The following is a 26666-nucleotide window of genomic DNA, read 5'->3' as shown; positions in this document are numbered from 1 at the left end:
CCGCGGGGATGAGCGGAAGGAAGGTGCTGGGTTCTTAGTTCATCCAGAGCGTGGCCGGGTGCTCCAGCAACCCCTTGATGCGCTGCACGAAGACCGCGGCGTCATGGCCGTCGACGATGCGGTGATCGAAGGACGAGGACAGGTTCATCATCTTGCGCACGACCATCTGGCCGTCCTTGATCACCACGCGCTCGGCGATCTTGTTCGGGCCGACGATGGCGACCTCGGGGTGGTTGATGATGGGCGTGTGAACCACGCCGCCCAGCGTCCCCAGCGAGGTGATGGTGATGGTCGAGCCGGACAGCTCCTCGCGCTTGGCCGAGCCGTCCTTGGCCGCGCCCGAGACGCGGGCGATTTCAAGGGCGGTGGCGTAGGGGTCCAGCGCCTCGGCGTGGCGGACGACCGGCACCATCAGGCCGTTCGGCGTCTGGGCGGCGATGCCCAGGTGGACAGGGGCGTGCGTCGTCAGCACTCCGGCCTCGTCGTCATAGTGGCTGTTGATCGTCGGCTGGTCGCGCAGGGCCACGACGATGGCGCGGGCGATGAAGGGCAGGACGTTCAGCTTGGGCTGGTCCTTGGCCTTGGTGGCGTTGAGGTGGGCGCGCAGCTCCTCCACCGCCGTCATGTCGATTTCCTCGACATAGGTGATGTGCGGGATGCGACGCACGCTCTCGGCCATCTTCTCCGCGATCTTGCGGCGCAGGCCGATGATCTTGGTCTCGGTGGTTCCCTCGGCGCGGGCATAGGTCGAGGAGGCCGTTCCAACGGTCGTGGCGGGCAGCGAACCGCCGCGTGCGACGAAGGCGTCCAGGTCTTCATGCTGGATGCGGCCGGCGGGGCCGGAGCCCGGCACGAAGGCCAGGTCGATGCCCAGATCGCGAGCGCGGTTGCGCACGGCGGGCGAGGCCAGGGCGCGTTCGCCCGGCTGACGGCCGGTCATGGCCGGGACGGGCTTGGCTTCGGCCTTGGGGGCGGGGGCCGCAGCGGGCTTGGCGACTGGCGCGGGCTCGGCCTTGGCGACGGGAGCCGCGGCGGCAGCAGCCGGAGCCGCGGCGACATTGCCCTTGCCCTCGACCTTGAAGCTGACCAGAGGCCCGCCGACGGGCAGCTGTTGTCCAGCCTCGCCATGCAGGGCCACGACCACGCCGCTGACGGGCGAGGTCAGTTCGACGGTGGCCTTGTCGGTCATGATCTCGGCGACGATCTGGTCTTCCTCGACCGCATCGCCGACCTTGACGTGCCAGCCGACCAGTTCGGCCTCAGCCGTGCCCTCGCCCACATCGGGCAGCTTGAACACATAGTTCGCTCCGGCGGCGGCCGGGGCGCTGACCGGGGCGGCTTCTGCCTTCGGCGCTTCGACGGCGACCGGGGCAGGCTCGGGTTTGGCGGCGACGGGAGCCGGCGTCGGCTCGGCGTCGGCGGCATTGCCCGCGCCCTCGACCTCGAACTCGACCAGGGGGCCGCGCACCGGGATCATCTGGCCCGGCTCGCCGTGGATGGCCAGAACCTTGCCGCTGACCGGGGCGGTGATTTCCACCGTGGCCTTGTCGGTCATGATGTCGGCGACGATCTGGTCTTCCTCGACCCTGTCGCCGACCGCCACGTGCCAGGCGACCAGTTCGGCCTCGGCGGTGCCTTCGCCCACGTCGGGCAGCTTGAAGACGAAACGACCCATCTTAACGGCCTCCCGACATGACGGCTTTCAGGGCGTCGGCCACGCGTTGCGGGCCGGGGAAGTATTCCCACTCGAAGGCGTGCGGGTAGGGGGTGTCCCAGCCGGTCACGCGCACGATGGGCGCCTCCAGATTATAGAAGCAGCGTTCCTGAACCAGGGCCGACAGCTCGCCCCCGAAGCCCGAGGTCTTGGGCGCCTCATGCACGATGACGCAGCGGCCGGTCTTCTTGACGCTGGCTTCGATGGTCTCGATGTCCAGCGGCACGAGGGTGCGCAGGTCGATGACCTCGGCGTCCACGCCCGCGTGCTCGGCGCCGGCCAGAGCCACCCAGACCATGGTGCCATAGGCCAGGATGGTGACGTCCGAACCTTCGCGCATGACGCGGGCCTTGCCGATGGGCAGGGCGTATTTCTCGGTCGGGACCTGGGCCAGCTCCTGGGTCTTCCACGGCGAAACCGGCTTCTCGTGCCAGCCGTCGAAGGGGCCGTTGTAGAGGCGTTTGGGCTCGAAGAAGACGACCGGATCATCGTCCTCGATGGCGGCGATCAACAGGCCCTTGGCGTCATAGGGGTTGGACGGAATGACGACCTTCAGACCCGCGATGTGGGTGAACAGGGCTTCCGGCGACTGGCTGTGGGTCTGGCCGCCGAAGATGCCGCCGCCGTAGGGGCTGCGGATCGTGATCGGCGAGGTGAACTGACCGCCCGAGCGGTAGCGCATCTTGGCCGCTTCGGAGACGATCTGGTCATAGGCCGGATAGATGTAGTCGGCGAACTGGATCTCGACGACCGGGCGCAGGCCATAGGCGCCCATGCCGATGGCGGCGGCGACGATGCCGCACTCCGAAATCGGGGCGTCGAAGCTGCGGGTCAGGCCGTGCTTCTGCTGCAGCTGGTCGGTGACGCGGAAGACGCCGCCGAAATAGCCCGCGTCCTCGCCGAACGACAGGACGTTCGGGTCCTCGGTCATCTTGACGTCGATGGCCGAGTTCAGGGCCTGGATCATGTTCATCGGCACGACGCCCTTGGCGGGCGCCTCCGACTTCGGCGCATTGTTCTGATCGACCATGTCGGGCTCGAGGCCGTCGTTGCGGTCGGCGTCGGTGAAGGTTTGCTGGGTCATGGTCAGACTCCGACCTCGCGGCGCTGTTCGATCAGGCGCCAGTCCTCGGTCGCATAGACCTCCTCGAACATGGTCTTCACGCTCGGGCGCGACTGGCCCAGGGTGCCGATGGCCTCGGATTCCTTGCCGGCGGCGCGGACCTGCTCTACGGCGTCCTTCTCGGCCTCGACCTGCTGCTCGTCCGACCATTCGCCCAGCACGATCAGATGCTGCTTCAGGCGCTCGATCGGGTCGCCCAGCGGCCACTTCTCGGCCTCGTCGCCGGGGCGATAGCGGCTGGGGTCGTCAGAGGTCGAGTGCGGCGCGCCGCGATAGGTGAACAGCTCGATCACGGTCGCGCCCTGGTTGGTGCGCGCGCGTTCCTCGGCCCACTGGGTCGCGGCCCAGACGGCCAGGAAGTCGTTGCCGTCGACGCGCAGGGCCGGCAGGCCGTAGCCGATGGCCTTGGCGGCGAAGGTCGTGTCCAGACCCCCGGCGATGCCCATGAAGGAGGAGATGGCCCACTGGTTGTTGACCACGTTCAGGATGACCGGGGCGCGGTAGACCGAGGCGAAGGTCAGGGCGTTGTGGAAGTCGCCCTCGGCCGTGGCGCCGTCGCCGATCCAGCTGATGGCGATCTTGTCATCGCCCTTGTAGGCGCTGGCCATGGCCCAGCCCACAGCCTGCGGGACCTGGGTGCCGAGGTTGCCCGAAATGGTGAAGAAGCCATAGTCCTTGGCCGAATACATGATCGGCAGCTGGCGGCCTTTGATCGGGTCTTCGGCGTTGGAGTAGATCTGGTTCATCATGCTCGCCAGCGGATAGCCGCGCGCGATCAGAAGGCCCTGCTGGCGATAGGTGGGGAAGCCCATGTCCTCGCGGCTCAGGATCATGCCCTGGGCAACCGCGATGGCCTCTTCGCCGGTGCACTTCATGTAGAAGCTGGTCTTGCCCTGACGGTGGGCGCGGTGCATCCGCTCGTCAAAGGCGCGCGTCAGGATCATGGCCTTCAGGCCGCGACGCATCGTCTCGGGGTCGAGTTTCGGGTCCCACGGCCCGACGGCCTGACCTTCGTCGTCCAGGACGCGCACCAGCCGGAAGGCGTGATCGCGCATGTCATAGGGGGCGGTCGAAACCTCTGGCCGGGTGACGGCGCCGGCGGGATCGAACTGCAAGTGGCTGAAATCAGGCGCATCGCCGGGCCGGCCCGAAGGCTCCGGCACGCGCAGCGACAGCGTGGGCGTATTCTTCATCATGCGTCCCGTCCGGTTAATCCGACCGCGTTTCCTCTATGAAGAGGGCATAGCATGGCGCGTCTCTGTTGGCCTTCCTAAAAATACCCTTGCCAAATGGTGATTTGGGGTATTTTATTGCGTGAAATCCCCTTTTGGAGAAACGCCTTTGGCTGACGAACTTGATCCTATCGACGCCCGCATCCTCGATATCCTGCAACAGGACGCTGGATTGTCGGTCGCCGAGGTCGCCGATCGCGTCGGCCTCTCGGCCTCGCCCTGCTGGCGCCGGATCAAGAGACTGGAGGACTCTGGCCTGATACGCAAGCGGGTCACGCTGCTGGACGCCGGTCTGCTGGGTCTGGACTTCGAAGTCTACGCCATCGTCAAGCTGAGCCTGCCGTCGCGCGAGAACCTCGACATCTTCGAAGCCGCCGTCGCCAACTGGCCGGAAGTGGTCCAGTGCGCCACCATCACGGGCCGCGAGGACTATGTCCTGCGCATCATCACCTCGGACATGCACGCCTTCGACCAGTTCCTGCGCGACAAGCTGCTGACGCTCGGCATCGTCTCCGACTGCGCCAGCCACATCGTCACGCGCGGCGTGAAGAACGTCACCACCCTGCCGCTGGGCATCATCACCCCCCACGTCAGCTAGGCGGCGCCGAACGGCCTGAGAGAGGGCGCCTGTGGGGGAGGGTTTAATGGTCAAATCGTGCGCCCTCGCGATGGCCTTCGCCGCACTGGCGGCTGGGAGCGTCCTCGCGGCGGTCCCGCTGTCGGATCAGGCCCCGGCTGCGGCCGTCGCCGAATCCGATGTTGCGGCCTTTCGGCGGCTGCGGGCTGAGGCGATGACGGCGATCACCGCCGATGACCTGGACGCCGCCGCCGGGCTGCTTGCCCAGGCCGACGCGCGTATCCCCAATCATCCGGGTCTGATCCTGTTGCGGGCGCGCGTGGCCGCCGCGCGCGGAGACGCCGCGCAGGCCGTGGCCCAGTTGCACCGCTATGGCCGCGCCGGACTGTCCATGAACCTGGCGCGCGATCAGGCCCTGTCTTCGGTCGCAGGCGCTCCTGGCTTCGCCGAGGCCGCCGGGTGGCTTGAGGCCAATCGCGCCCCGATCGGCGCGGACCGGCTCTCCGTCGTCGCTGTTCTGAAGGGGGCGGGCCTTGTCGAGAGCCTGACCCGCGATCCGGCGGGCGGGGGCTGGCTGGTCTCGCGGGTGGCGGGGCGAGACATCGTCCGGCTGGCCGACGACGGCGCCGTCACGCCCTGGCTCAAGGCCGAGGGGCCGACAGAGGGCGTGCTGGGTCTGGCGCCGGACCCGTCACGCGACCTGTTGTGGGCCGCCGTCAGCCCCGCGCCCCCCGCCGCTCACGGGCGCGAGGATGTCGGCCCGGCTGCGCTTCTGGCGATCCATGCCGCGACAGGTCAGGTCCTCGCCGCCTATCCGCTGGCGGCCGACGGACGCGCACACGGTCTGGGCGACCTGGCGCTGGACGCCGAGGGCGCCGTCTATGTCTCGGATGGTCTGTCGGGCGAGATCTATCGCCTGCCGCCCTCGGGCGAGGCGCTCGAAGTCTTCGTGGCCGCGGGACGCCTGGGCTCGCCCCAGGGTCTGGCGCTGACGCCGGACGGCCAGGCCCTGGTCGTCGCCGACTATTCTTCGGGCCTGTGGCGCGTGGCGCGGGCGGGCGGCGAGCCTGTGCGAATGGCGGCGCCCGACGACGCCGTTCTGATCGGGATCGACGGCCTGGTCACGGACGGCCGCAGCCTCTACGCCTTGCAGAACGGGGTGTCGCCCCAGAGGGTGTTGAAGCTGACGCCCAACCCCGCCTGGACGCGCATCGACCAGGTTCAGGTCCTGGCCGCCAACCTGCCCCAGATCGCCGAACCGACCACGGGCCTGATCCTGGACGGCGATCTTGTCTTCGTCGCCCGATCCCAGTGGAGCGACTTCGGCGCCGATGGATCCTTGCGGACCCCGACGCCCGATCCGGCTATCATCGCCCGCTTGAGGCTGGACTGAGAGGACCGACATGATCGAACTGGTGATCGACGCGCGCAGAAAAGACCTCGGCGGGTTCGAGGTCGGGCGGGTCCTGCCCTTCCATTCTCACCGGATGGTCGGCCCCTTCATCTTCCTGGACCAGATGGGCCCGGCCGAGTTCGCGCCGGGCGCTGACGCCATCAATGTGCGGCCGCATCCGCACATCGGCCTGTCGACCCTGACCTATCTGTTCGAGGGCGAGATCATGCACCGGGACAATCTGGGCTACACCCAGGCCATCCGTCCCGGCGAGGTGAACTGGATGACCGCCGGGTCCGGCATCGTCCATTCCGAGCGCACCGATCCGCTGAAGAAGGCGCAGGGCGGCAAGATGCACGGCATGCAGGCCTGGGTCGCCCTGCCGCTGGAGAAGGAAGAGATCGCCCCCTCCTTCACCCACCTGGGCGAGGACGCCCAGCCCACCTATGCGAACAACGGCCTGTTCGCCCGTCTGGTGGCGGGCGAGGCCTTCGGGGAGAAGGCCGGCACGCCGGTCCAGTCGCCGCTCTTCTACGTCCACTGGGAAATGGCCGAGGGCGTCCGCGCCGCTCCGCCGCCGCCGAAGGCCAAGGGCGGGTACAGCGAACGCGCCCTGTTCGTGGCCAAGGGCCGGATCGAGGTCGACGGTCGGTCCTTCCATGAAGGCCAGATGGTCGTCCTCTCGGCCCACGCCGAACCGACCGTCACGGCGCTGGATCCTTCCAGCGTCATGGTTCTGGGCGGCGAGCCGGTGGGCGAGCGCCTGATCTGGTGGAACTTCGTCTCCTCGTCCCAGGATCGTCTCGATCAGGCCAAGGCCGACTGGAAGGCGGGCCGCATGAGCCTGCCCGCCGAAGACGCGCTGGAGTTCATCCCCCTGCCAGACGAACCTGCCCAGGCCACCCGCGCGCCCGACCCCGTCGAGCCGAAGCCGACCGATCCGGTCTAGGGGATTGCGCAGGGCGAGGTTGGTGGGGCGCTCGCTTCCCGCGCTACAAGAAGAGCTGCTGACTTCGCAGAGCGGACGCGCCGCCGTCAGCGGCCAGCCGAAAAACCGGATCTAGTCGCGGTCAAAGCCCCGGCGACGCTGGATATAGAAGGCGACGCCGGCAAAGGCGGCGCCGACCGCGATCATGGCCCAATGGATCGGGCCCGGAACCGTTTCCGGGGTGGGAGCCGCATCGCTTTGCGAGGGCTGGGCGAGGTCTGCGGATGTGGACGATGTGAGGCGGGCGTCGATCAGGGCCGCGGCGCTCGAGGCCGCCGGGGTGAAGATGATCGCTGTCGCCAGCAAGGCGACCCGCAAGCTTCTCGTCATGATGACCCCTGGGGCGCGGAATGCGTCCGATGCGCGCCTCCGAACGCACGGGGTCTTGATAGGGCTCAGGTCTCAGGCGGGGAATGTCTGGAAATCTCTGGATTTGGGACGCTCAGGCAAGGGCTGTCCAAGACTCCCAATTGGTTTTTCCTCAGGTCGTGAATATCGGCTAGGGTCGGTGCTCTGTTGTTCCGCCCAAGGGTTTTGGCGTCATGGCCTCGCGTTCGATTGCCTGGGAGATTTCAGCTCAGACCGTGCCTGACGCTTTTGAGCGCTATGTCTATGGAATGGCGGACTTCTACGAGGTCTCGGGCGTCAGCGATCATGACCGGCGGCGCTTCTTCAACAAAACCCGGACTACCGCCACCGACGGCGGCGTCATCGGCTATGGGCTTTCGGTTCGCCAGACTCTGTCGCGAACCCCGGCGACACTGCGCCGCTCGGAGGTGGACGGGCTCAACCTGTCGGTCAGTCGCGCGGCGATGGTCGGCGACGCCGATGGCCGGTCGGTCCGCGCCGCGCCCGGCGCCGTCCAGCTGCGCGATCTGTCGCTGCCGGCGGCGTCGCGGCTGGAGATGGTCGACCTCACCGCCTTGATCGCCCCGCGAGCGCTGGTGCCGGCCTGTCTGCTGGGGCGAGACGCCCATGGCGCGGTGATGGCGCCGGATGCGCCGGGCGCGCGCCTGCTGACCGCCCACCTGGTCGGCCTGGAAGAGCTTGCCGCCGACCTGACGGACGACGAGGTCGAGGCCTCGATCCAGGCGCTGCTGCTGCTGGCGGCGCGGATGACGGGGTTCGCGGTGAGGCTGGCCCCGACGGAGGTCGCGGCCCTGCAGCGCTCGGTCCGGCGTCAGGCCAAGGCGTTTATCGAAACCCGACTGGCGGCGGGCGAGGCGGGGATCGCCAATGACGAGGTGGCGAAGGCGGCGGGTGTGTCGCGCGCCACCCTCTATCGCGCCTTTGACGAGGAGGGCGGGGTCAATCGCTACATCCAGGATCGGCGGCTGCATCACGCCCGGCGCGCCTTGCGGCAAAGAAGCGGCCTCACGCCCACGATCGCCGACATCGCCTACGCCTACGGCTTCGCCTCGCCCTCGCATTTCAGCCGCCAGTTCCGGGCGCGCTTCGGCTATTCGCCGTCCGAGGTCGAGCCGCTGTCGCCGCCGCGCGACGTCTCCATGTCGGACGGGCCCATCCGCCACGAGATTCTGGTGCAATGGCTCAAGTCCCTGCCGGACGCGCCGGACGTGGCCTAGGTTCAGTCGAGGCTGCGCAGGAAGCGGATCAGGTTCGCGCTGACCTCCTCCGCCCGTTCCTGTTGCAGCCAGTGGCCGGCGCCGGGCAGGACGATCTGGCCGCGCAGGTCGGTCAACCAGTCCTTCTGCCCCGCCTCGTGGGGACCGGCGTAGTGGCGGACCGGATCGCGGTCGCCGACGAGGAAGAGGGCGGGCTGGGCGATCTTCCGGTCTTGCAGGAAGGCGGTCAGGCTCCAGTTGCGGTCCAGGCAGCGGTACCAGTCCAGCGGCCCCTTGAAGCCTGAACCGCTGAAGGCGGCGACGTACTCGGCGAAATGCGCCGCGCTCATCCAGGGCGGCAGGGCGGCGTGGTCGGAGATGCTGTCGAGCAGGCTGACGCCCTCGGGCATGAAGCCGGTCGACTGGTCCGCGGCGGCGGTGGCGCCGTCATAGGCCCAGAACATCTTACGCAAGGCCGTCGCCGGATCGACGTCCAGTTCGACATGGGCCTCGGGCGACTGGAAGCGGTTGATGTAGAGGTCGCCCAGCCCCGCCCGCTTGGTGATCGCCGCCATCGCCGCCGTCGGCGGTCCCTTGGGCCGGCGCGGCTGGAACGGCACGGACAGGCCGGCCACGGCTCGGAACACATCGGGGCGCATCAGCGCACAATGCCAGGCCACCGCCGCGCCCCAGTCGTGGCCGACGACGACAGCCTCCGACGCGCCCAGCGCCCGCACCAGATCGACCATGTCCCCGACCAGATGCAGGATGGTGTGTTCCTCTGCATCGGCCGGTTTGTCAGTCCCGCCATAGCCGCGCATGTCGGGGGCGACGGCGCGGAAGCCCGCCTCGGCCAGGGCCTGAACCTGCGCGCGCCAACTGATCCCCAGTTCGGGAAAGCCGTGCAGCAGCAGGACCAGCGGGCCTGTTCCGGCCTCCAACACCTGTTGCGTCAGGCCGTCGGTGGCGATGCGGCGGGTCTGCATGGGCGGTCCTCCGTTTGCAGCCAGCCTATCTCCTTTTCAGTCTCTGGCGAGAGGGGCGAACGTTCCCGTTCCGTTTCGCGACGCGGGGCGCTATGGATCGGGCGTGACCGACGTCTCCGCCCCTTCCATCGTCCAGTCTGCGGCTCCGGTCTCGGCCGAGCTGCCGCCCGCCCTGGCCACCCCGCCGGGCGCTGGGGCCGTGTGCGACGCGTCGGGGCCGAAGAAGATCGGACGCGGCGCGGCCGAGGGCGTCTTCCTGGGCGGTCCCGTCATGGTCGCCCACGCCAGCCTGACCGCCCGTCGTTTGGGTCTCAGCCCGCCGCCGCGCTCCGCCGACATGCTGGACGTGCTGGAGCTCTACGCCTTCGTGCGCCCCGCCAAGTTCTGCGCCCCCTCGCCGTCGGGGCTGGCGCTGGCCCTGGGCCGATCCGAGCCCAAGGGGGCCGAGGCTCAGGCCCAGGCTCTGCGCGACGCCGCCCTCGACCTGCTCAATGAACTGACCGATCCCGCCTATCCGGGCCGCGAGGACGCCTTCACCCTGGCCGGGACGCTGGACCGGGCGGGCTGGTCCTGGGGCGCGCGCGTGCTGGCCGCGCTTCAGGCCGGGCCTCTGCGGGATCGACGCGAGCGCGGCACCGGGCTGGACGTCTGGTCCCGGCTGGCCGAGTGGGAGGACGAGGCCCCGCGCGGCGAGGCCGGGTCGGCTCCCGTCGATTCGGAAAGCGCCCGCATCCGTCTTGACAAGCTGTTGCAGGCCTCGGGTCTGGACGAGACGCGGCCCGCCCAGTCCGACTACGCCGCCGAGGCCGCCTACGCCTTTTCGCCCCGCAACGAAGAGGGCCGTCCGCGCGTCCTGCTGGCCGAGGCCGGCACCGGCACCGGCAAGACCCTGGGCTATCTGGCCCCCGCCAGCCTGTGGGCCGAGCGCAATGCGGGCGCGGCCTGGGTCTCGACCTACACCCGCGCCCTGCAACGCCAGATCGACCGCGAAAGCCGCGCCCTGTGGCCCGACGAGGCCGAGCGCCGCAAGAAGACGGTGGTGCGCAAGGGCCGCGAAAACTACCTCTGCCTGCTGAACCTGCAGGACATGATGCAGGCCGCCCAGCTGGGCAACGGCGACCTGATCGGCATGGGGCTGGCCGCCCGCTGGGCCGCGCACAGCCGCGACGGGGACATGACCGGCGGCGACTATCCCGGCTGGCTGCCCGGCCTGTTCGCCGCCGCCCCCAGCCATCAGGCCAGCCCGGCCAATCTGGTCGACCGGCGTGGCGAATGCGTCCACGCCGCCTGTCCCCACTACCGCCTGTGCTTTGTCGAAAAGACCATCCGCGCCAGCCGCCGGGCCGATCTGGTCGTGGCCAACCACGCCCTGGTCATGACCCAGGCCGCCTTTGACGGCGCCCGCTCGGCGCGCGGCCAGAAGCAGGACGGCGAGACGGCGGCGCTGAAGCGCATCGTCTTCGACGAGGGCCACCACCTGTTCGACGCCGCCGACAGCGCCTTCTCCGCCGCCCTGTCGGGTCAGGAAGCCGCCGAGCTGCGCCGCTGGATCCGCGGTCCCGAGGGGCGCGGCCGTCGCGGGCGCGGGCTGGAACAGCGTCTGGGCGACCTGTGCGCCGACAACGAGGCGGCGGCCAAGGCCCTGAAGGACGCCATGATCGCCGCCGCCGCCCTGCCGGGCGAGGGGGTGTCGGGCCGCATCGCGCCAGCGTCCGGCGAGATCAATCCTATCGGCCCGATCGAGGCCTTCCTGGTCGCCGCTCTGGAACAGCTGCGCGCCCGCAGTCAGGAAACCGGCGGGACCGAGTTCGGGCTGGAGTGCGCCCTGCGTCCCGCCACCGAGCCGGTGCTGGAGGCTGCCCGCGCCGCCGCCCGCGCCATCGCCGCCGTCGAGGCCCCCCTGCTGGCCCTGTCGCGCCACCTCGAGGACATTCTGGACGAAGAAGCCGCCGAACTGGACGGCGCCGCCCGCGCCCGCATTGAAGGGGCGCTGCGCGGCATGGACCGGCGCGCGCGCATGACCCTGCCAGGCTGGCGCTCCATGCTGGCGGCGCTGGAGGAGGGCGGCGACGAACCCGATCCCGATTTCGTCGACTGGCTGAGCGCCGAGGCCGCCTTCGGCCGCATCCACGACGTGGCCCTGCGCCGCCACTGGATCGACCCCACCGTGCCGTTGGAAGCCGCCGTCATCATGCCCGCCCATGGCGTGCTCGTGACCTCCGCCACCCTGTCGGACCCTGCGGCCGAGGACCCGTTTTCTCTGGCCCGGATGCGCACCGGCGCGGCGCGCCTGATCGAACCGGCGCGGACGCTGAAGGTGGAGAGCCCCTTCGACTACGCCGCCAACAGCCGCATCATCGTCGTCAACGATCTGATGAAGGACGACCCGCGCCAGATCGCGGCGGCCATGCGCGAACTGTTCCTGGCGGCGGGCGGCGGGGGCCTGGGCCTTTTCACCGCCATCCGCCGGTTGAAGACCGTCTATGAGCGGCTGGGGCCGGATCTCGCCAAGGCCGGCGTCCCCCTCTACGCCCAGCACGTCGATCCGCTGGAGGTTGGCGCCCTGGTCGACGTGTTCCGCGCCGAACAGGACAGCTGCCTTCTGGGCACCGACGCCGTGCGCGACGGGGTTGACGTGCCGGGCCGATCCCTGCGCGTGCTGGCCTTCGACCGCGTGCCCTGGCCGCGTCCCGACCTGCTGCACAAGGCGCGGCGCGAACGCTTTGGCGGCAAGACCTATGACGACGCCCTGGCGCGCGGCCGCATCGCTCAGGCCTTCGGCCGCCTGATCCGCCGGGCCGACGACAAGGGGGTCTTCCTGATGCTGGACGCCGCCTGTCCGACCCGCCTGTTCGCCGGTCTGCCGCCCGGAACCGAGGTCCAGCGCATGGGGCTGGCCGAGGCGGTGGAGTTGACGAAGAGCTTCCTCGATCCCGACGCGACCTGAAGCCTCCGCTCGCTCTTTCTTCCGTCATCCTCCGGCAAGCCGCGTAGCGGCGCTGACCGGGGGACCCAGCGGCGCCCAGAGGGCGAAAAGCCCACGCGCCGCGCTTACAGTGAAGATCGCCTTCGGCGCCGCTGGGTCCCCCGGTCTCGCTCCGCTCGCCAGAGGATGACGAAAGAGAAGGGCGGGGCTATGCATCGAAACATGTCCAAGACCACCCCCGCGACCCTCGCCCTCACCCAGGCCGGCGTCGCCTTCGACCTCTTCCCCTACGCCTACGACCCCGACGCGCCGCGCGTGGGCTTGCAGGCGGCTGAGGCGCTCGGCTGGGCTCCGGAACAGGTGTTCAAGACCCTGATGACCCTGGTGGACGGCAAAGCCGCCTGCGTCATCGTGCCGTCCGACTGCGAGGTCAGCATGAAGAAGCTGGCGGCGGCGCTCGGGGCCAAGTCGGCGCAGATGATGAAGCCCGCCGACGCCGAACGTCTGACGGGCTACAAGGTCGGCGGCGTCAGCCCCTTCGGCCAGAGGAAGGCTGTGCCGACCGTGATGGACGAGACTGCCATCCTGTTCGACCGCATCCTGATCAACGGCGGGCAGCGCGGCCTGCTGCTGGGCTTGACGCCGGACGAAGCGGCGCGGGCGGCCAGTGCGAAACTGGCCGACCTGACGGCGTAAGCTTACTCTTCGAACGTCACCACCACGCTGTCGGCCGAGCGCACGGCCTCGCCGTGGAAGACCGCTTCGATATTGTTGCCGTCCGGGTCCAGCAGGAAGGCGGCGTAGTAGCCGGGGTGATAGGGCCGCTCCCCCGGCGCGCCGTTGTCGGTTCCGCCCGCCGCCAGTCCCGCCTTGTGGAAGGCCTCGACCATGGCCCGGTCCCGGGCCTGGAAGGCCAGATGGCAGCGCCCGGTCGGTCGTCCCGCTGCAGCAATGCTGTCCACCGCCGAGACGAACAGTTCGTCGGCCCAGAAGAAGCGTTCCGCCTCGCCGCCGATCGGCACGCCCAGGGCTTCGAGCACCGCGCCGTAGAAGCGGCGGCTGGCCTCAAGGTCGGGCGTCACCAGTTGCAGATGGTCGATCAGCCGGCCGCGGTGCAGCTGTTGCGTCTCCATGATCCTCGTCTCCTGTCAGTTTGCGATTCGAACGGAAAACAGGGTGGCCCGTTCCTGCTGACAGGGCGTGTCAGCAGCCGCGCGTCCTGCTAAACCGCGACCATGACCGACGCCCACGTTGAACCGATCCGCCACAGCCGCAAGGGGCTGATCATCCCCTTCGCCATCGTCTTCGTCGGCCTGGCCCTGTGGACCGGCTGGTGGTTCGTCCTGACGCAGCAGATCGAGAAGAAGCTGGAGGGCCGCATCGCCCGGCTGGAGCAGTCGGGCTGGACCGTGAAGCACGCCGGCCTCTCCACGACCGGCTGGCCTCTGCGGGCGCGGGTGGCGATGACGCACGTCGACGTCGTCGCCCCCTCGGGCCATGCCGTCGCCGCGCCCGAGATCGTGGCCGAGGCCAACGCCTACAACCCGACCAAATGGGTCATCGCCGCACCCGACGGCATGGTCCTGACGCGCGGGGCCAAGGGCAAGGTGGCGGTGCGCGCCGAGATGATCCGCATGAGCCTGCACGGCCTGACCCAGCGCTGGCCCAATGTGGTGGTGGAACTGGCCAAGCCGGTCTTCACCGCCCTGCCGAACGCTGAGCCCTTCCCCCTGGCCAAGGCGGGTCTGGTCCAGTTCTACATGCGCCCGCACGTGGCCGGGTCGAACACGCCGACCGAGGACGTCGATGTCCTGTTCCGTCTGGTGGACGGCGAGGGCCGTCCGAATGGTCCCGTCGAGGGCCTGACCCAGTCAGGCAAGCTGAACGCCCAGGTCGAGGCCGTGATCGAGAAGGCCGGCGCGCTGAAGGGCGCCGACGCGCAAGGCTTGCTGTCGGCCTGGACCGCCGCCGGGGGCCGCTTCGTCGCGGTCAAGGGCCAGTTGGAAGCGGGCGAAAGCCGCACCTTCCTGTCCAGCCCGGCCCTGTCGGCCGACGACAAGGGGCGTCTGGAGGGTGAAGTCTTCCTGCGCGCCGAGAAGCCGCTGGCCGCCATCGTCGGTCTGGCCGGGGCCCAGCAGGGCGGTGCGATGGACCGCGCCGCCGCCGCCCGCGCGGCTGCGGCCACGCCGCAGGGCGGGACGGGCGAGCAGGGCCAGGCGGTCGATCTGGTGCTGAACTTCAAGGGCGGGCGCACCTATTTGGGGCCCTTCGCGCTGGCCCCGGCGCCTCAGCTGTTCTGATGCTGGTCGAACCGCCCGAGGACCTTGAGCGTCTGGCGCTGGACCGCGCCCTGATCGCGGCGGCGCGGGCGCGCCTCGCCGCCGGGGCGCGCGGTTCCGCCGACGCCGACGCCATCGCCCTGCGCGAGATCCTGCACGACATTCCGTCGGCTGAGCGTCCGGCCCTGCGCGCCGTGCTGGGCCGCATCGAGGCCGCGACCGGCCCGGCCCTGGCCACCTGCGGGCCTTTGTCTCAGGCCCTGGCCGCCGACCGCTGGGGCCTGATTGGTCGTCCCGCCGCCGAGCCGGATCAGGCGCTTTTGACGGCCCGCCAGGGCGGGCGCGCCTTGATCGATCTCGGCGCCCGGCCCTGGTGGGGCAAACTTTTGGCCCTGCCCATGCTCAAGGTCATCGCCGCCCTGCCGGACGACGCCGCCGGGACGCCCCGCGCCCTGCTGGTCTCGACCGAGGCCCCCGGCCCGACCGGCGACGACCGCACCTTCTGGGTGACCGACAGCCCGGCTTCGGACGCCCGCATCGTGGCGGCCCTGGGTGAGGCGGGCCTGATCGCCGCGTCGCTGGCGGCGGGCGGCGGCTTGAAGCTGTTCGTTCTGACAGGCTATGTGCAGGCCGAGGACGGGCGGTTGAGCAACGCCCCCGGCCAGATGAGCGGCGTCATCGGCGCCGCCCCCGTTTACTGACCATTTACTTCGAGGATGACGCCCATGACCGACGCGCCGAACGCTGCGCCCGCCCCCAAGCCCGGCATCCTCGACATCGCCCCCTATGTCGGCGGCAAGGGCGCCATCGCCGGCTTCGCCGAGCCGATGAAGCTCTCCTCGAACGAGAACGCCCTGGGCGCCGGTGAAAAGGCGCGCGAGGCCTATGCCGCCGCCCTGAAGAACATCCACGTCTATCCCGACGGCCGGGCCACCAAGCTGCGCGAGGCCGTGGCCGCCCACCACGGACTGGAGCCCGAGCGCCTAATCTTCGGCAACGGCTCGGACGAGGTCTTCGCCCTGCTGAACCAGGCCTATCTGAGCGCGGGCGACAACATCGTCGCCGGCCAGTATGGCTTCCTCGCCTACCGCATCTCGGCCAAGGCCTGCGGCGCCGAGGTCAAGCTGGCGGCCGAGCCGAACATGAAGCTCGAAGTCGAGGCCATCCTCGATCAGGTCGATGAGCGGACGAAGATCGTTTACGTCTCCAACCCGTCCAACCCGACCGGCAGCTGGAACTCGGGCGAGGAGATCCGCCGCCTGCACGCCGCCTTGCCGGCCCACGTCATCCTGGTGGTGGACGAGGCCTATGCCGAGTTCGTGGTCGAGCCGGACTGGGAGACCAGCTTCGGTCTGGCCCGTGAGGCGTCCAACATCGTCGTCACCCGCACCTTCTCCAAGATCCACGGCCTGGGCGGCTTGCGCATCGGCTTCGGCTACGCCCCCCTGGCCATCGAGCAGGCGGTGGACCGCATCCGCCTGCCGTTCAACGTCTCGGTGCCGGGCCTCGACGCCGCCACCGCCGCCCTGTCGGACGAGGCGCACCAGAAGGCCTCGCGCGATCTGGTGCTGGACTGGCGTCCGCGCATGACCCAGGCCATCCGCGGCTTCGGCTTCGAGGTCTTCCCCTCGGCGGGCAACTTCATCCTGATCCGCTTTGCTGAGGGCAAGCGCAACGCCGCCGCCGCCAATGACTACCTGAACGCCAAGGGCATCATTGTGCGCCCGGTTGGCGGCTACGGCCTGCCCGACTGCCTGCGCGTCACCATCGGCACGGAAGATCAGAACCGCGCCGTGATCGACGCCCTCAGCGAGTTCGCCGCCAGCTGATCCGGCGGCGACCTGACGCCGGGCCGCCGCGTCTCGGCGTCAGGGGTTCGGTGTCAGCAGGGCGGTGGAGGCCGTTTCGATGCGGTTCTCCAGCTCGGCCATGAACTCGGCGCGCTTCAAGCCTGCTGGAATAGGCGGCAGGAATTCGAAGACGATGGTGCCGGGATAGCGGCGGAAACCATGGGCGGGCCAGTGGACGCCCGAGTTGGTGGCGATAGGCCAGCAGGGGCTGTTCAGGTCGCGGTACAGGGCGGCGATGCCGGGCTTGTAGTCGGGGGCGGCACCGACCTCGCCGCGCGTGCCCTCGGGGAAGATCAGGATCTGGCGGCCCTCGGCGTGACGCACGCGGGCCTGACGCACCATGTCCTTCAGCGCCTTGGAATGGGCCGAGCGGTCGACGGCGATCATCTTCGTCTTCCAGGCGAACCAGCCGAAGAAGGGCAGGACCATCAGCTCCTTCTTCATGATGAAGCAGGTGTCGTCGAGGAAGGAGAAGGGGGCGATGACGTCCAGCATGCCCTGATGCTTGCAAGCCAGCAGGGCCGGGCCGGTGGGGCGGTGCTCAAGCCCGCGCACCTCGACCTTGACCCCGGCGATCCAGCGCAGGCCGAACAGGACGAATTTCGACCAGGACTTGATGACCCAGACGGCGGCGCCGTGCGGCATCAGCAGCGCGGGCGACAGGCCTACGGCGAAGATCACCATCGACAGGTAGAGCCAGGCGACAAAGATCAGGGAACGGATGGTGGTCATGGGGTCAGGCGGCCTCGGGCTGGGTCTGCGGCGCCGATCGTTCCGGGTGATGGCCCTTCAGCCGATGCATCCCCTCGCGGCCCAGCACGGCCAGGTATTTCATGTATTCCAGCGTCATCCGCCGGGCGGTGACGGCGGCTCGCCACCAGCGCGAGTTGTCCAGCGACGGGGTCGAGACGGCGTAGGGCGTCAGCTTGACCCCGGGCGCGGCGCCGCGGATCTCCAGCAGGCTGCGCGGCATGTGGTAGTCGGAGGTGACGACGATCAGGCTGTCATAACCCTTGGACCGCGCCCAGGCGGCGATCTCCTGGGCGTTGCCGACCGTGTTCTCGGCCTCGAAGCCCAGGTCGACGCAGCAGTTGAACAGCTTGGTCGAGCCGGGCGTCAGGGCGCGCAGTTCCTGGCGGCGCACGTCGCGATTGACGCCGGAGATCAGCACCCGGCGGCCCTTGTCCAGTTCCAGCAGGCGGATGGCCGCGTTGACGCGTTCGGCCGAGGGGCCTGTCAGGGCGACGATGGCGTCGGCGCGCGCGGGCTCGGCCGCCGGCGTCAGGCCGCGCACGCGCTCGGCGAAGGCGAACAACCCCACCAGCCACATCAGCGCCACCACGGCGATCAGCGTCAAGAACTTCATCATGCTTAACTAGCTAGGTGCGCCCAGCTTCGCCAGCGCCGTGAAGCGGGCGGCGGCCAGAGCGACGCCAAAGGCCAGCAAGGGACAGGCGATCAGGATCAACAGGTCGGAGAAGGCGAGCGGCAAGGCGGGGGTCAGCCCGCCCTCTCCCCCGACCAGCCGCAGCATGGCCAGCAGGAGAGCGGCGACGCCCGCACCCATGGCCCCCGCCGTGGCCGCCAGTCCGCCGAAACGGCGCTGGAACAGGCCCGCGATGTAGCCGTCGGACGCCCCGTTCAGGCTCAGGGTCTCGATCACAGACGCCTGCGCGGCCATGCCCGCGCGGGTGGCGTAGGCGATGGCCGCCGCCGTGGCCGCCGCGATCAGCAGGAAGGCGGCGCCGGCCAGAGCCGTGATGACCCCCGCCGACCGCTCGACCTCGCCGCGCCACAGGCTGTGGTCATCGACGCTGGCGTCCAGCCCGGCCTCGGCCAGGGCGCGGCTCAGGGTCGGGGCGCTGGCCGGGTTCTTCGGGTCCAGGCGGACGGTGACCAGATAGGGCAGGGGCAGGTCGGGCAGGGCCGCTTCGCCGACCCAGGGCCGCAGCAGGGCCTCGGCGGCCTTGCGGTCCATGGCCTCGGCCTCGGCCACGCCCTTGACGCCCGCCAGAGTCTCGGCGGCGCGGGCGGCGGCGGTGGGGCCGGTCTCGTCCACGCGCGGGCGGACCTGAACCGTGGCCTCGGCCCGCAGCTGGCGCGCCCAGCCGTGGGCGGCCCGGTCGGCGGCCAGAGTCCCGACGGCGGTGATGGAGGCGAGGAAGCAGAGCACGGCGATGACCACGATCAGCCAACGCTCGCCGCCCGCTTCGCGTGACAGCAGGGCCGGGCCGCGTCGCAACAGGGCGCGGATCATGCGGCCTCTCCCGCAGGCGTCATCTGGCTCAGATGGCCGTTTTCCAACCGCAGGACGCTGGCCCCGACGCGTTCGGCCATGGCCTCGTCGTGGCTGGCGATCAGGACGGTGGCCCCGAGCTTGTTCAGGGACTGGAACAGCCGCATCAGCTTGTCGCCCATGGCGCGGTCGACGCTGCCGGTCGGCTCGTCGGCCAGGATCAGGCGGGGGCGGGTGATGACGGCGCGGGCGATGGCCAGCCTCTGCTTCTCGCCGCCCGACAGGGCCGGGGGCAGGGCGTCCATCCTCTGACCCAGACCGACCCAGCGCAGCATCTCGGCCACGTCGGCGGCGTGGTCGGCGGTCTTGCCGCCCGCCAGGGTCAGGGGCAGGGCGGCGTTTTCAAAGGCGGTCAGATGGTCCAGCAGGCGAAAATCCTGAAACACCACCCCCATCTGTCGCCGGAAAGCGGGCACGCCGCCGCGCGGCAGGTCGGTGACGTTGCGGCCGAACAGACTGATTCGCCCCGTCTGCGGCCGCTCGGCCAGGGTCAGCAGCCGCAAAAGCGAAGACTTGCCCGCGCCGGAGGGTCCGGTAAGGAAGTGGAAAGAGCCCTGCGTCAGACTAAGGTTAACGTCGCGCAGGACGTCGGGCCTGTCCGCATAGCCGAAACCCACGCCCCGCAGGCGGACGGTGTCGGGCGCGGAATCAGGGTCGGCGGCGCGTCGGGTCGAGTTTGGCATCAGATTTCGTATTTGGACCGGGGCGTTGCGGGCGCCTCGACAGGAGGGGGCGTCGAGCCTCGCAGTCAGCTGACATGATACTGACCTGCCCCGCCTGCGCCACCAGCTATTTTGTGCCCGATGAGGCGATCGGTCCGAACGGTCGTCGTGTGCGCTGCAAATCCTGCGGCCACGACTGGCGCGCGACCCTGGAGGACGAGCCTCTGGAGCTGTCCGCCGCCACCGAGGACGTCGCGGTCGAGACCGGCTTCGGCAAGCGCGACGAGACCCCCGAAAGCCTGGCCGAGACCCCAGCCCCGGAACTGCCGCGTGCCTTCCGCGCCAAGGCCGAGCAGCAGCGCAAGATGCGCCGCGCCGCCACGCAAGGCGCCGTCTGGGCCGGTCTGGCCGTGGTCTTCCTGGCCCTGATCGGCGCCGCCTACGCCTTCCGCCTGCCCATCGTCCAGGCCTGGCCCCAGGCCGCCGCTGTCTACAAGCTGGTCGGCGCCCCGGTGAACCTGGCCGGGCTGGAGTTCGAGGCCGTCGGCGCCAAGACGACGCCCTATGATCCGGGCAAGGTCGTGGTCTCGGGCGCCCTGCGCAATATTCGCGACAACGAGGTCGTGGCCCCGCCGGTGCGCATAGCCCTGCTGGACGCCAAGGGCGTCGAGGTGGCGCACCGCATCATCCGCCTGGAGACGGCGCCCGTCCTGCCGGGCAAGGTTCAGGGCTTCGCCGTCGTCATCCCCGATCCCGACCGCAAGGCCTCTGGTGTCGGCGTCGACTTCGTGATGACCCCGAAAGGCGAGCCCCGCACGGCGTCGGCCCAGAGCCGTGCTGCAAGACCCGCGACCCGGCGTCCGCCGCCGGCCGCCGAAGAGGGGCTGCGCCGCGACACCGCCGTCGATATGACGCCGCGCGACGCGCAGCCTATCGACAAAAGCCCCGCCCAGGGGGTATCCGCCGGGCATGGCTGATCAAGACCCAGCGCCCGCCCCCACGGTTCTCCTGCCGCAATCCGAGATCGAGGCGATTGTCGCCGATCTCGCGCGGCGCATCGCTCCCGTCATCGACGACGAGACGGTGGCCGCCGTCCTGCTGACTGGCGGGCTGTGGTTCGCCGCCGACCTGACCCGCGCCCTGTCGCGCGAGGGACGCAACGTCCGCTTCGACGCCCTGTGGCTGGCCTCCTACGGCGATGAAAAGACCAGCCGCGGCAAGATCGACGTCTATGCCCCCTATCAGCGCCCGATCGCCGGCAAGCGGGTGCTGATCCTCGACGACGTCTTCGACACCGGCCTGTCGCTGGCCGAGGCGGTGCGCATCACTCGAGAAGCCGGCGCGTCCGAAGTCCTGACCTGCGTCTTCGCCCGCAAGCCCTGGCCCGAGGCGCGCGCGCCCGAGCCGGACTTCGTCGGCTGGGAGGCCCCCAACCGCTTCCTCGTCGGCTACGGCCTGGACCACAGGGGCGGCCTGCGCGGCCTGCCCGACATCTGCGCGCTGGATTGATCGTCCCCTCTCCCCGCGGGAGAGGGCTTGAGCGCACGAGAGCGTTAGCGAGCGTTCTTGCGCGAAAGGGTGAGGGGCTGCTGCTTCCGTCGGCGTCAGCCGGAGCGTGACGGCTCACGCCGACGGTTAGGGACGACCCTCATCCGGCCCTTCGGGCCACCTTCTCCCATCGGGAGAAGGAACAAGGGTGGGCTACCCCTTCAACCACTCCGCCATCGGCTCGCGGGCGAACATCTGCTCATAGGTCGGGCGCGGGCGGATGACGGCGCAGCGCGCGCCGTCGACCAGAACCTCGGCGGCCAGGGGGCGGGTGTTGTATTCGCCGCTCATGACGGCCCCGTAGGCCCCGGCGCTCATGAAGACGACCAGATCGCCCGCCTCGAACGGCGGCAGGTCGCGGTCGCGGGCGAAGGTGTCGCCGGTCTCGCACACCGGGCCGACCACGTCGTAGGGGATGGCGTCGCCGTCGCGCGGACGCACGGCCTTCAGGTCGTGGAAGGCGTCGTAGAGGGCTGGGCGCATCAAGTCGTTCATGGCCGCGTCCAGCACCAGGAAGCGCCGCCCGTCAGTGCGCTCATTGACCTGAATGACCCGGCTCAGCAGCACGCCTGCATTGGCGGCCATCAGCCGGCCCGGTTCGAAGGCCGCCTCGACGTCCAGGCCGTCCAGCACCCGCGCCGCCATGGCCGCATAGTCGGCGGGCGAGGCGGTTTCGGCGTCGCCGTAGTAGGGCACGCCCAGACCGCCGCCGAGGTCGAGGCGGGTGACGCTGTAGCCATCGGCGCGCAGGGTCTCGGTCATGTCGCGCAGCACGCGGAAGGCGTTTTCCAGCGGGGTCAGGTCGGTGATCTGGCTGCCGATGTGGCAGGCCAGGCCCACGGGGGTGACGTGCGGCGAGGCGGAGGCGCGGGCGTAGAGGCTGAGCGCCTCCTCGACCGGCACGCCGAACTTGTCGCCGGCGCCGCCGGTGGTGATCTTGGCGTGGCCGCCGGCGCCGATCTTGGGATTAACGCGGATGGCGATGGCGGGGGAGGCGGACTTCTCGGCCGCCACCAGGATCAGCCGTTCAAGTTCGGCCGAGGATTCGACGTTGATCTGGCGCACGCCGACGTCGATGGCGAAGGCCAGTTCGGCGTCGGTCTTGCCCACGCCCGAGAAGATGATGCGCTCGCCCGGCACGCCCGCCGCCAGGGCGCGACGGATCTCGCCCTCGGACACCGTGTCTGCGCCGCAGCCCAGTTTCGCCAGGGTCGCCAGCACCGACAGGTTGGAGTTGGCCTTGACCGCAAAGGCGATCAGGGCGTCGCCCAGCGCGTCCTTGTGGGCGTCGCAGGCGTCGCGCAGCAGGCCGTAGTGACGGCGCAGGGTGGCCGAGGAATAGACATAGGTCGGGGTGCCGACCTCAGCCGCCAGCATCTCCAGAGAGACGCCCTCGGCGTGCAGAACGCCGTCCTTCAGGTCGAAATAATGCACGGCGGGGAGTCCGGTCTGGAGGAGGTGAGGCCGTCAGGCCATCGGCGGGCGACCGAAGGGGTCCGAGGCGCCGCTGTCGATGGGGTTCTGGCGGGGGGCGGTGTTGATCGTCGCCGGCTCCGGCAGGGTCTTGGCGTTCTTGTCGCGCGGGGCGCGTTCGGTCTGGACGGCGCCGGGCGCTTCCAGATCGGCCATGCGGCCGCAGCCCGACAGGAGCAGAGCGGCGGCGCCGATCAGGATCAGGGTCTTGTTCACAGGCGGGTTCTCCAGTCGGCGATACGGGCGCGGACCTGTTCCGGCGCCGTGCCGCCGAAGCTCTGGCGGCTGGCGCAGGAGGCTTCCGGCGTCAGGACTTCATACACGCCTTCGGTGATCCGGCCATCCAGAGCCTGCAGCTCGCTCAGCGGCAATTCGCCCAGTCCGACGCCGAGCGCCTCAGCCCGCTTCACGGCGGCGCCGGTGACGTGGTGGGCCTGACGGAAGGGCAGGTTCAGTTCACGCACCAGCCAGTCGGCCAGATCGGTGGCGGTCGAGAAGCCGGCCCCGGCGGCGGCGGCCATGCGCGGCGTGTTGGGGATGATGGCGGCGACCATGGCGGTCATGGCGGTCAGCGCCAGATCCAGGGCGTCGAAGGCCTCGAACACCGGCGGCTTGTCCTCCTGCATGTCCTTGGAATAGGCCAGAGGCAGGCCCTTCATCACGGTCGAGAGCGCGACCAGCGAGCCCATGATCCGGCCCGTCTTGGCGCGCACCAGCTCGGCGGCGTCGGGGTTGCGCTTCTGCGGCATGATGGACGAGCCGGTGGTCAGGTCGTCGGGCAGGGAGGCGAAGCCGAACATCGGCGTCATCCAGACCACGATCTCCTCGGCCAGACGCGACAGGTGGCCCGCCGCGATCGAGGCGGCGGCCAGGCTTTCCAGCGCGAAGTCGCGGTCCGAGACGGCGTCCAGGCTGTTGGCCATGGGGCGGTCAAAACCCAGCGCGGTCGCCGTCATGTGGCGGTCGATGGGGAAGGGCGAACCGGCCAGGGCGGCGGCGCCCAGCGGGTTCTCGTTCATGCGGGTGCGGGCGTCGGCAAAGCGGCTGGCGTCGCGCCCGAACATCTCGACATAGGCCATCAGGTGGTGGCCGAAGGTCACCGGCTGGGCCGTCTGCAGGTGGGTGAAGCCGGGCATCAGGTCGCCCGCGTGCTGTTCCGCCCGGTCCAGCAGAACGCCTTGCAGCGCCTTCAACTGTTCGACAGTGCGGTCGCAGGCGTCGCGGACCCAGAGGCGGAAGTCGGTCGCCACCTGATCGTTGCGGCTGCGCGCCGTGTGCAGACGCCCCGAGGGCTCGCCGATCAGCTCCGACAGGCGGGCCTCGACGTTCATGTGGATGTCTTCATAGGCGTCGCGGAAGGGGAAAGACCCGTCCCGGATCTCGCCCTCGATCACGTCCAGTCCGCCCAGAATGGCCTCGGCGTCGGCCTGCTGGATGATGCCCTGCTGGGCCAGCATGCGACAATGGGCCCGCGACCCGGCCAGGTCCTGCGCCCACAGGCGTTTATCGACGCCGATGGAGACGTTGATGGCCTGCATGATGTCGGCGGGCTTGGCGCTGAAGCGTCCGCCCCATAGAGACTGACCTTGAGGGGTGTTGGAAGGCGTGTCGGACATGAGCGGCTCTAAACGGACTTTGGCGGGCGTGGCGACGGCGGTGCTGCTGATCGGCGCGATCGGCGGCGTGGCGCTGCTATACGCCAATCGCGACGGCGGGGGCAAAGAGTCCGCGTCATCCTCGCTGGCGGTTCACGCCAAGGGCTCGCTGGCCAAGCTGCTGACCCCCGCCCCGACGCCCGCGCCCGACTATGTGTTCAAGGACGCCGAGGGCCGCGACGTGCGCTTTGCCGACTTCAAGGGCAAGGTGGCGGTGGTCAACCTGTGGGCCACCTGGTGCGCGCCCTGCAAGATCGAGATGCCGACCCTGGCGGCGCTGGCCGAGCATTATAAAGGGCGCGACGATTTCGCCGTCGTCACGATCAGCATGGATGTGGACAAGGCCGTGCCCGAGGCCCGCGCCTTCATCGCCGACCATGCGCCGCTGGCCTATTACGCCGATCCCAAGTTCCAGCTGCCGTTCGAATTTCCCGGCAAGGGGGCCATGCCCCAGACCATCCTGCTGGACCGTCAGGGCAATGTCCGCGCCGTCCTGACCGGCGAAGCCGATTGGGCCAGCGACGAAGCCAAGGCGCTGGTGGAGGCCTTGCTGGCGGAAGGGTGAGCCTTCTCCCCTTGCGGGAGAAGGTGGCAGGCGAAGCCTGACGGATGAGGGGTGTCGGCGCCGCCGCTTCTCGTTGGTCAGGCAAAAAGATAGCGCCGCGATCCTTCGACCGCGGCGCTCACACCCCTCATCCGAGCCCCTGCGGCGCCCACCTTCTCCCTCAAGGGGAGAAGGATGTTAGGGGCGCTAACGCCTTTGGCTGCTTGAGCGCATTCTCCCGCAAGGGGAGAAGGGCAAATCAGCCCCAGGGGCGGAAGTGTTTCGACAGCTTCAGGCCCTGGCTCTGATAGTGACTGCCGCCTTCGCCGTAGAGGCGGGTCGGGCGTTCCGTCAGCGGCTCATAGACCAGGCGGGCGACGATCTGGCCGTGTTCCAGCAGGAAGGGGGTGTCGTGGGTGCGAACCTCCAGCACGCCTTTCGATCCCGCGCCGTGAGCCTCGTCCGTGCCAAAGCCGGGGTCGAAGAAGCCGGCGTAGTGGACGCGGAACTCGCCGACCGAGGGGTCGATCGGGGTCATTTCGGCGGCCTGGTCGACCGGAATCTCCACATCGTCCGACGAGGCCAGGATGTAGAACTCGCCTGGATCGAGCAGCAGTTCGCCGCGACGCAGGGTCAGCGGCTCCCAGAAGTCGCGCGGGTCGTGGCCGTCGATGTGGTCCATGTTGACGACCCCGGCATGGCGACGGCCGCGGAAGCCGACGACGCCCTGCTCGCCCGCGCGCAGGTCGACGCCGACGCTGCGGGTTTCCAGCTTGGGCGGATCGCCGGCCTTGAGGCGCAGCTGGTTCAGCCTGGTGCCTGGCTTGACCAGGATGGAGAAGGTCTGGGGCGCGATCTCGAGATAGAGGGGGCCGTCATAGCCCTCGTCCACGTCGTCGAAGCTGCCGCCCTTGTCGGTCAGCAGGCGAACGAAGACGTCCACGCGACCGGTCGAGCTCTTGGGGTTGGCGCGGGCGTTCAGGCCCTTGGGCAGGCTGAGGCGTTCCTGCAGCCGGGCGATGTAGACGCAGCCCTTTTCCAGCACCACGCCGCCCGAGAGGTCGATGGCGTGCATCTCCACGTCGTTGATGCGGTCCTCGACCTTGCGCTGGCCCGGCAGGAAGGAGGCGCGCACGCGCCAGGCCTGGTTCGACAGGCGCAGGTCCAGGCTGGCCGGCTGCACCTGATCATGATCGAAGGGGGTGTCGGACTGGATCGCGCCGGTGGCGATCAGGGTCTCGATGCCCTGGAAGGGCAGAATGCCGGGCTGGGCGGGAATCTGGAAGATGCTCATGCCGTCCTGTCTCACACGGTTTTTTCCATCTGTCTCGCTTCGGAATGCGACATCCGAGGCACCAGACGGGTTGAACCCCGAGGTCGGCGGGCTGCATATAGCGCATGCACGCCCCTCCTGCCTATACCGCCGAAACCGAAGGCGTCGTCGTTCGCGTCCGCCCCTCCTATCTGGCGGCCCAGTCGGACCCGGCGGCGGGGCGCTGGGTCTGGGCCTATCAGATCGAGATCGTCAACCTGACTGGGGCGCCGGTGCAACTGGTGGCGCGCCGCTGGACCATCACCGACGCCTACGGCCATGTCGAAGAAGTGCGCGGTCAGGGCGTGGTCGGCGAGCAGCCGGTGATCGAGCCGGGCGACAGCTATTCCTACGCCTCGGGTTGTCCCCTGGGCGCCTCGTCCGGTTCGATGGTCGGGGCCTACTACCTGACCGACGTGGATGGGCGGATGTTCGAGGCGGTCATCCCGGCCTTCAGCTTGGACGTGCCGGATACGCGGCGGACGCTGAACTAGGGCGGCGACCTCCACCCAAAGAAAAACCCCCGCCGCGAGGCGAGGGCGA

Annotated in this window: 27 protein-coding genes; 13 read left to right on the top strand and 14 right to left on the bottom strand. The window is 69.6% G+C overall.

The annotated features are described in order from the left end of the window. Window positions 1-34 precede the first annotated feature (34 nt). From HNP51_RS02315 to HNP51_RS02305, 3 genes are read right to left on the bottom strand one after another with little or no spacing between them, the layout of a single operon-like run. Window positions 35-1675: a 2-oxo acid dehydrogenase subunit E2 gene (locus tag HNP51_RS02315; protein WP_184266631.1), complete on the bottom strand. Its 1641-nt coding sequence runs from the start codon at window positions 1673-1675 to the stop codon at window positions 35-37. Between the two features lies 1 nt (window position 1676). Beyond that, entirely contained in the window at window positions 1677-2744 is a 1068-nt protein-coding gene (locus HNP51_RS02310; RefSeq protein ID WP_184267535.1) for an alpha-ketoacid dehydrogenase subunit beta, read from the bottom strand. A gap of 56 nt (window positions 2745-2800) precedes the next feature. After that, entirely contained in the window at window positions 2801-4033 is a 1233-nt protein-coding gene (locus HNP51_RS02305; RefSeq protein WP_260398284.1) for a 3-methyl-2-oxobutanoate dehydrogenase (2-methylpropanoyl-transferring) subunit alpha, read from the bottom strand. A 145-nt stretch (window positions 4034-4178) separates the two neighbouring features. On the opposite strand from HNP51_RS02305, the gene HNP51_RS02300 reads away from it, so the two are divergent. The 3 genes from HNP51_RS02300 to HNP51_RS02290 are packed head-to-tail and all read left to right on the top strand — an operon-like array spanning window position 4179 to window position 6988. Further along, the gene (locus HNP51_RS02300) at window positions 4179-4667 is read left to right on the top strand and encodes an Lrp/AsnC family transcriptional regulator (protein ID WP_184266628.1); all 489 of its coding nucleotides are present in this window, start codon (window positions 4179-4181) and stop codon (window positions 4665-4667) included. Window positions 4668-4713: 46 nt separating this feature from the next. Beyond that, window positions 4714-6039, top strand: a complete 1326-nt coding sequence (locus HNP51_RS02295) for a hypothetical protein (protein WP_184266625.1) — start codon at window positions 4714-4716, stop codon at window positions 6037-6039. 10 nt (window positions 6040-6049) lie between these two features. Next, window positions 6050-6988, top strand: coding sequence for a pirin family protein (locus tag HNP51_RS02290; RefSeq protein ID WP_184266622.1), 939 nt, complete (start codon window positions 6050-6052; stop codon window positions 6986-6988). Between the two features lie 111 nt (window positions 6989-7099). Here the strand turns inward: HNP51_RS02290 and HNP51_RS02285 are convergent, their stop codons facing one another. Beyond that, window positions 7100-7357: a hypothetical protein gene (locus HNP51_RS02285; protein WP_184266619.1), complete on the bottom strand. Its 258-nt coding sequence runs from the start codon at window positions 7355-7357 to the stop codon at window positions 7100-7102. A gap of 254 nt (window positions 7358-7611) precedes the next feature. Between HNP51_RS02285 and HNP51_RS18790 the strand changes: the two genes are divergently transcribed. Continuing rightward, window positions 7612-8613, top strand: coding sequence for an AraC family transcriptional regulator (locus tag HNP51_RS18790; protein WP_184266616.1), 1002 nt, complete (start codon window positions 7612-7614; stop codon window positions 8611-8613). Window positions 8614-8615: 2 nt separating this feature from the next. Here the strand turns inward: HNP51_RS18790 and HNP51_RS02275 are convergent, their stop codons facing one another. Then, entirely contained in the window at window positions 8616-9578 is a 963-nt protein-coding gene (locus tag HNP51_RS02275; RefSeq protein WP_184266613.1) for an alpha/beta fold hydrolase, read from the bottom strand. A gap of 271 nt (window positions 9579-9849) precedes the next feature. Here HNP51_RS02275 and HNP51_RS02270 point away from each other — a divergent pair, with 271 nt between their 5' ends. Next, window positions 9850-12525 (top strand): ATP-dependent DNA helicase, encoded by a 2676-nt coding sequence (locus HNP51_RS02270; protein ID WP_260398315.1) that lies wholly within the window; start codon window positions 9850-9852, stop codon window positions 12523-12525. A 201-nt stretch (window positions 12526-12726) separates the two neighbouring features. Further along, the gene (gene ybaK / locus HNP51_RS02265; RefSeq protein WP_184266607.1) at window positions 12727-13200 is read left to right on the top strand and encodes a Cys-tRNA(Pro) deacylase; all 474 of its coding nucleotides are present in this window, start codon (window positions 12727-12729) and stop codon (window positions 13198-13200) included. A 2-nt stretch (window positions 13201-13202) separates the two neighbouring features. Here ybaK and HNP51_RS02260 read toward each other — a convergent pair whose 3' ends face one another. Next, on the bottom strand, window positions 13203-13637 hold the full coding sequence (locus tag HNP51_RS02260) for a VOC family protein (RefSeq protein ID WP_184266604.1): 435 nt from the start codon (window positions 13635-13637) through the stop codon (window positions 13203-13205). A gap of 102 nt (window positions 13638-13739) precedes the next feature. Here HNP51_RS02260 and HNP51_RS02255 point away from each other — a divergent pair, with 102 nt between their 5' ends. Genes HNP51_RS02255 through hisC form a run of 3 tightly spaced genes read left to right on the top strand, consistent with a single transcriptional unit; the run spans window position 13740 to window position 16612 of the window. Further along, window positions 13740-14804 (top strand): DUF2125 domain-containing protein, encoded by a 1065-nt coding sequence (locus tag HNP51_RS02255; RefSeq protein WP_184266601.1) that lies wholly within the window; start codon window positions 13740-13742, stop codon window positions 14802-14804. After that, a complete protein-coding gene (locus HNP51_RS02250) occupies window positions 14804-15484 on the top strand; it encodes a hypothetical protein (RefSeq protein WP_184266598.1) in 681 nt (226 codons plus the stop codon). Before HNP51_RS02255 ends, HNP51_RS02250 begins: the two co-directional genes overlap by 1 nt. A 24-nt stretch (window positions 15485-15508) precedes the next feature. Then, on the top strand, window positions 15509-16612 hold the full coding sequence (gene hisC, locus HNP51_RS02245; RefSeq protein WP_260398283.1) for a histidinol-phosphate transaminase: 1104 nt from the start codon (window positions 15509-15511) through the stop codon (window positions 16610-16612). 39 nt (window positions 16613-16651) lie between these two features. Here the strand turns inward: hisC and HNP51_RS02240 are convergent, their stop codons facing one another. From HNP51_RS02240 to HNP51_RS02225, 4 genes are read right to left on the bottom strand one after another with little or no spacing between them, the layout of a single operon-like run. Next, entirely contained in the window at window positions 16652-17365 is a 714-nt protein-coding gene (locus HNP51_RS02240; RefSeq protein ID WP_184266591.1) for a 1-acyl-sn-glycerol-3-phosphate acyltransferase, read from the bottom strand. A 4-nt stretch (window positions 17366-17369) separates the two neighbouring features. Next, the gene (locus HNP51_RS02235; protein ID WP_184267531.1) at window positions 17370-17999 is read right to left on the bottom strand and encodes a YdcF family protein; all 630 of its coding nucleotides are present in this window, start codon (window positions 17997-17999) and stop codon (window positions 17370-17372) included. Between the two features lie 9 nt (window positions 18000-18008). Beyond that, window positions 18009-18890, bottom strand: a complete 882-nt coding sequence (locus HNP51_RS02230) for an ABC transporter permease (RefSeq protein WP_184266588.1) — start codon at window positions 18888-18890, stop codon at window positions 18009-18011. After that, the gene (locus tag HNP51_RS02225; protein ID WP_184266585.1) at window positions 18887-19612 is read right to left on the bottom strand and encodes a cell division ATP-binding protein FtsE; all 726 of its coding nucleotides are present in this window, start codon (window positions 19610-19612) and stop codon (window positions 18887-18889) included. The genes HNP51_RS02230 and HNP51_RS02225 overlap by 4 nt, the downstream gene beginning before the upstream one ends. Window positions 19613-19686: 74 nt before the next feature. Between HNP51_RS02225 and HNP51_RS02220 the strand changes: the two genes are divergently transcribed. Together HNP51_RS02220 and HNP51_RS02215 are read left to right on the top strand one after the other, a co-directional pair. Next, window positions 19687-20568 (top strand): DUF3426 domain-containing protein, encoded by an 882-nt coding sequence (locus HNP51_RS02220; RefSeq protein WP_184266580.1) that lies wholly within the window; start codon window positions 19687-19689, stop codon window positions 20566-20568. Next, entirely contained in the window at window positions 20561-21100 is a 540-nt protein-coding gene (locus HNP51_RS02215; RefSeq protein ID WP_184266577.1) for a phosphoribosyltransferase, read from the top strand. The genes HNP51_RS02220 and HNP51_RS02215 overlap by 8 nt, the downstream gene beginning before the upstream one ends. Before the next feature lie 192 nt (window positions 21101-21292). On the opposite strand, the gene lysA is transcribed toward HNP51_RS02215, so the two are convergent. From lysA to argH, 3 genes are read right to left on the bottom strand one after another with little or no spacing between them, the layout of a single operon-like run. Beyond that, window positions 21293-22573: a diaminopimelate decarboxylase gene (lysA, locus tag HNP51_RS02210; RefSeq protein ID WP_184266574.1), complete on the bottom strand. Its 1281-nt coding sequence runs from the start codon at window positions 22571-22573 to the stop codon at window positions 21293-21295. Between the two features lie 33 nt (window positions 22574-22606). Next, window positions 22607-22828, bottom strand: a complete 222-nt coding sequence (lptM, locus tag HNP51_RS02205) for an LPS translocon maturation chaperone LptM (RefSeq protein ID WP_184266571.1) — start codon at window positions 22826-22828, stop codon at window positions 22607-22609. Continuing rightward, the gene (gene argH, locus HNP51_RS02200; RefSeq protein WP_184266568.1) at window positions 22825-24228 is read right to left on the bottom strand and encodes an argininosuccinate lyase; all 1404 of its coding nucleotides are present in this window, start codon (window positions 24226-24228) and stop codon (window positions 22825-22827) included. The genes lptM and argH overlap by 4 nt, the downstream gene beginning before the upstream one ends. Between argH and HNP51_RS02195 the strand changes: the two genes are divergently transcribed. After that, window positions 24227-24832, top strand: coding sequence for a TlpA disulfide reductase family protein (locus HNP51_RS02195; RefSeq protein WP_184266565.1), 606 nt, complete (start codon window positions 24227-24229; stop codon window positions 24830-24832). The two genes, argH and HNP51_RS02195, sit on opposite strands and share 2 nt — an antisense overlap. 238 nt (window positions 24833-25070) lie before the next feature. Here the strand turns inward: HNP51_RS02195 and HNP51_RS02190 are convergent, their stop codons facing one another. Further along, window positions 25071-26105 (bottom strand): 2'-deoxycytidine 5'-triphosphate deaminase, encoded by a 1035-nt coding sequence (locus HNP51_RS02190; protein ID WP_184266562.1) that lies wholly within the window; start codon window positions 26103-26105, stop codon window positions 25071-25073. Window positions 26106-26209: 104 nt separating this feature from the next. Between HNP51_RS02190 and apaG the strand changes: the two genes are divergently transcribed. Further along, window positions 26210-26617: a Co2+/Mg2+ efflux protein ApaG gene (gene apaG, locus HNP51_RS02185; protein ID WP_184266557.1), complete on the top strand. Its 408-nt coding sequence runs from the start codon at window positions 26210-26212 to the stop codon at window positions 26615-26617. Window positions 26618-26666 lie beyond the last annotated feature (49 nt).

Source organism: Brevundimonas bullata, assembly GCF_014207965.1.
In the GTDB taxonomy this organism is placed as follows: domain Bacteria; phylum Pseudomonadota; class Alphaproteobacteria; order Caulobacterales; family Caulobacteraceae; genus Brevundimonas; species Brevundimonas bullata_A.
The sequence above is the reverse complement of the archived record's forward strand: the minus strand, read 5'-3'. Positions and strand labels throughout refer to the sequence as shown.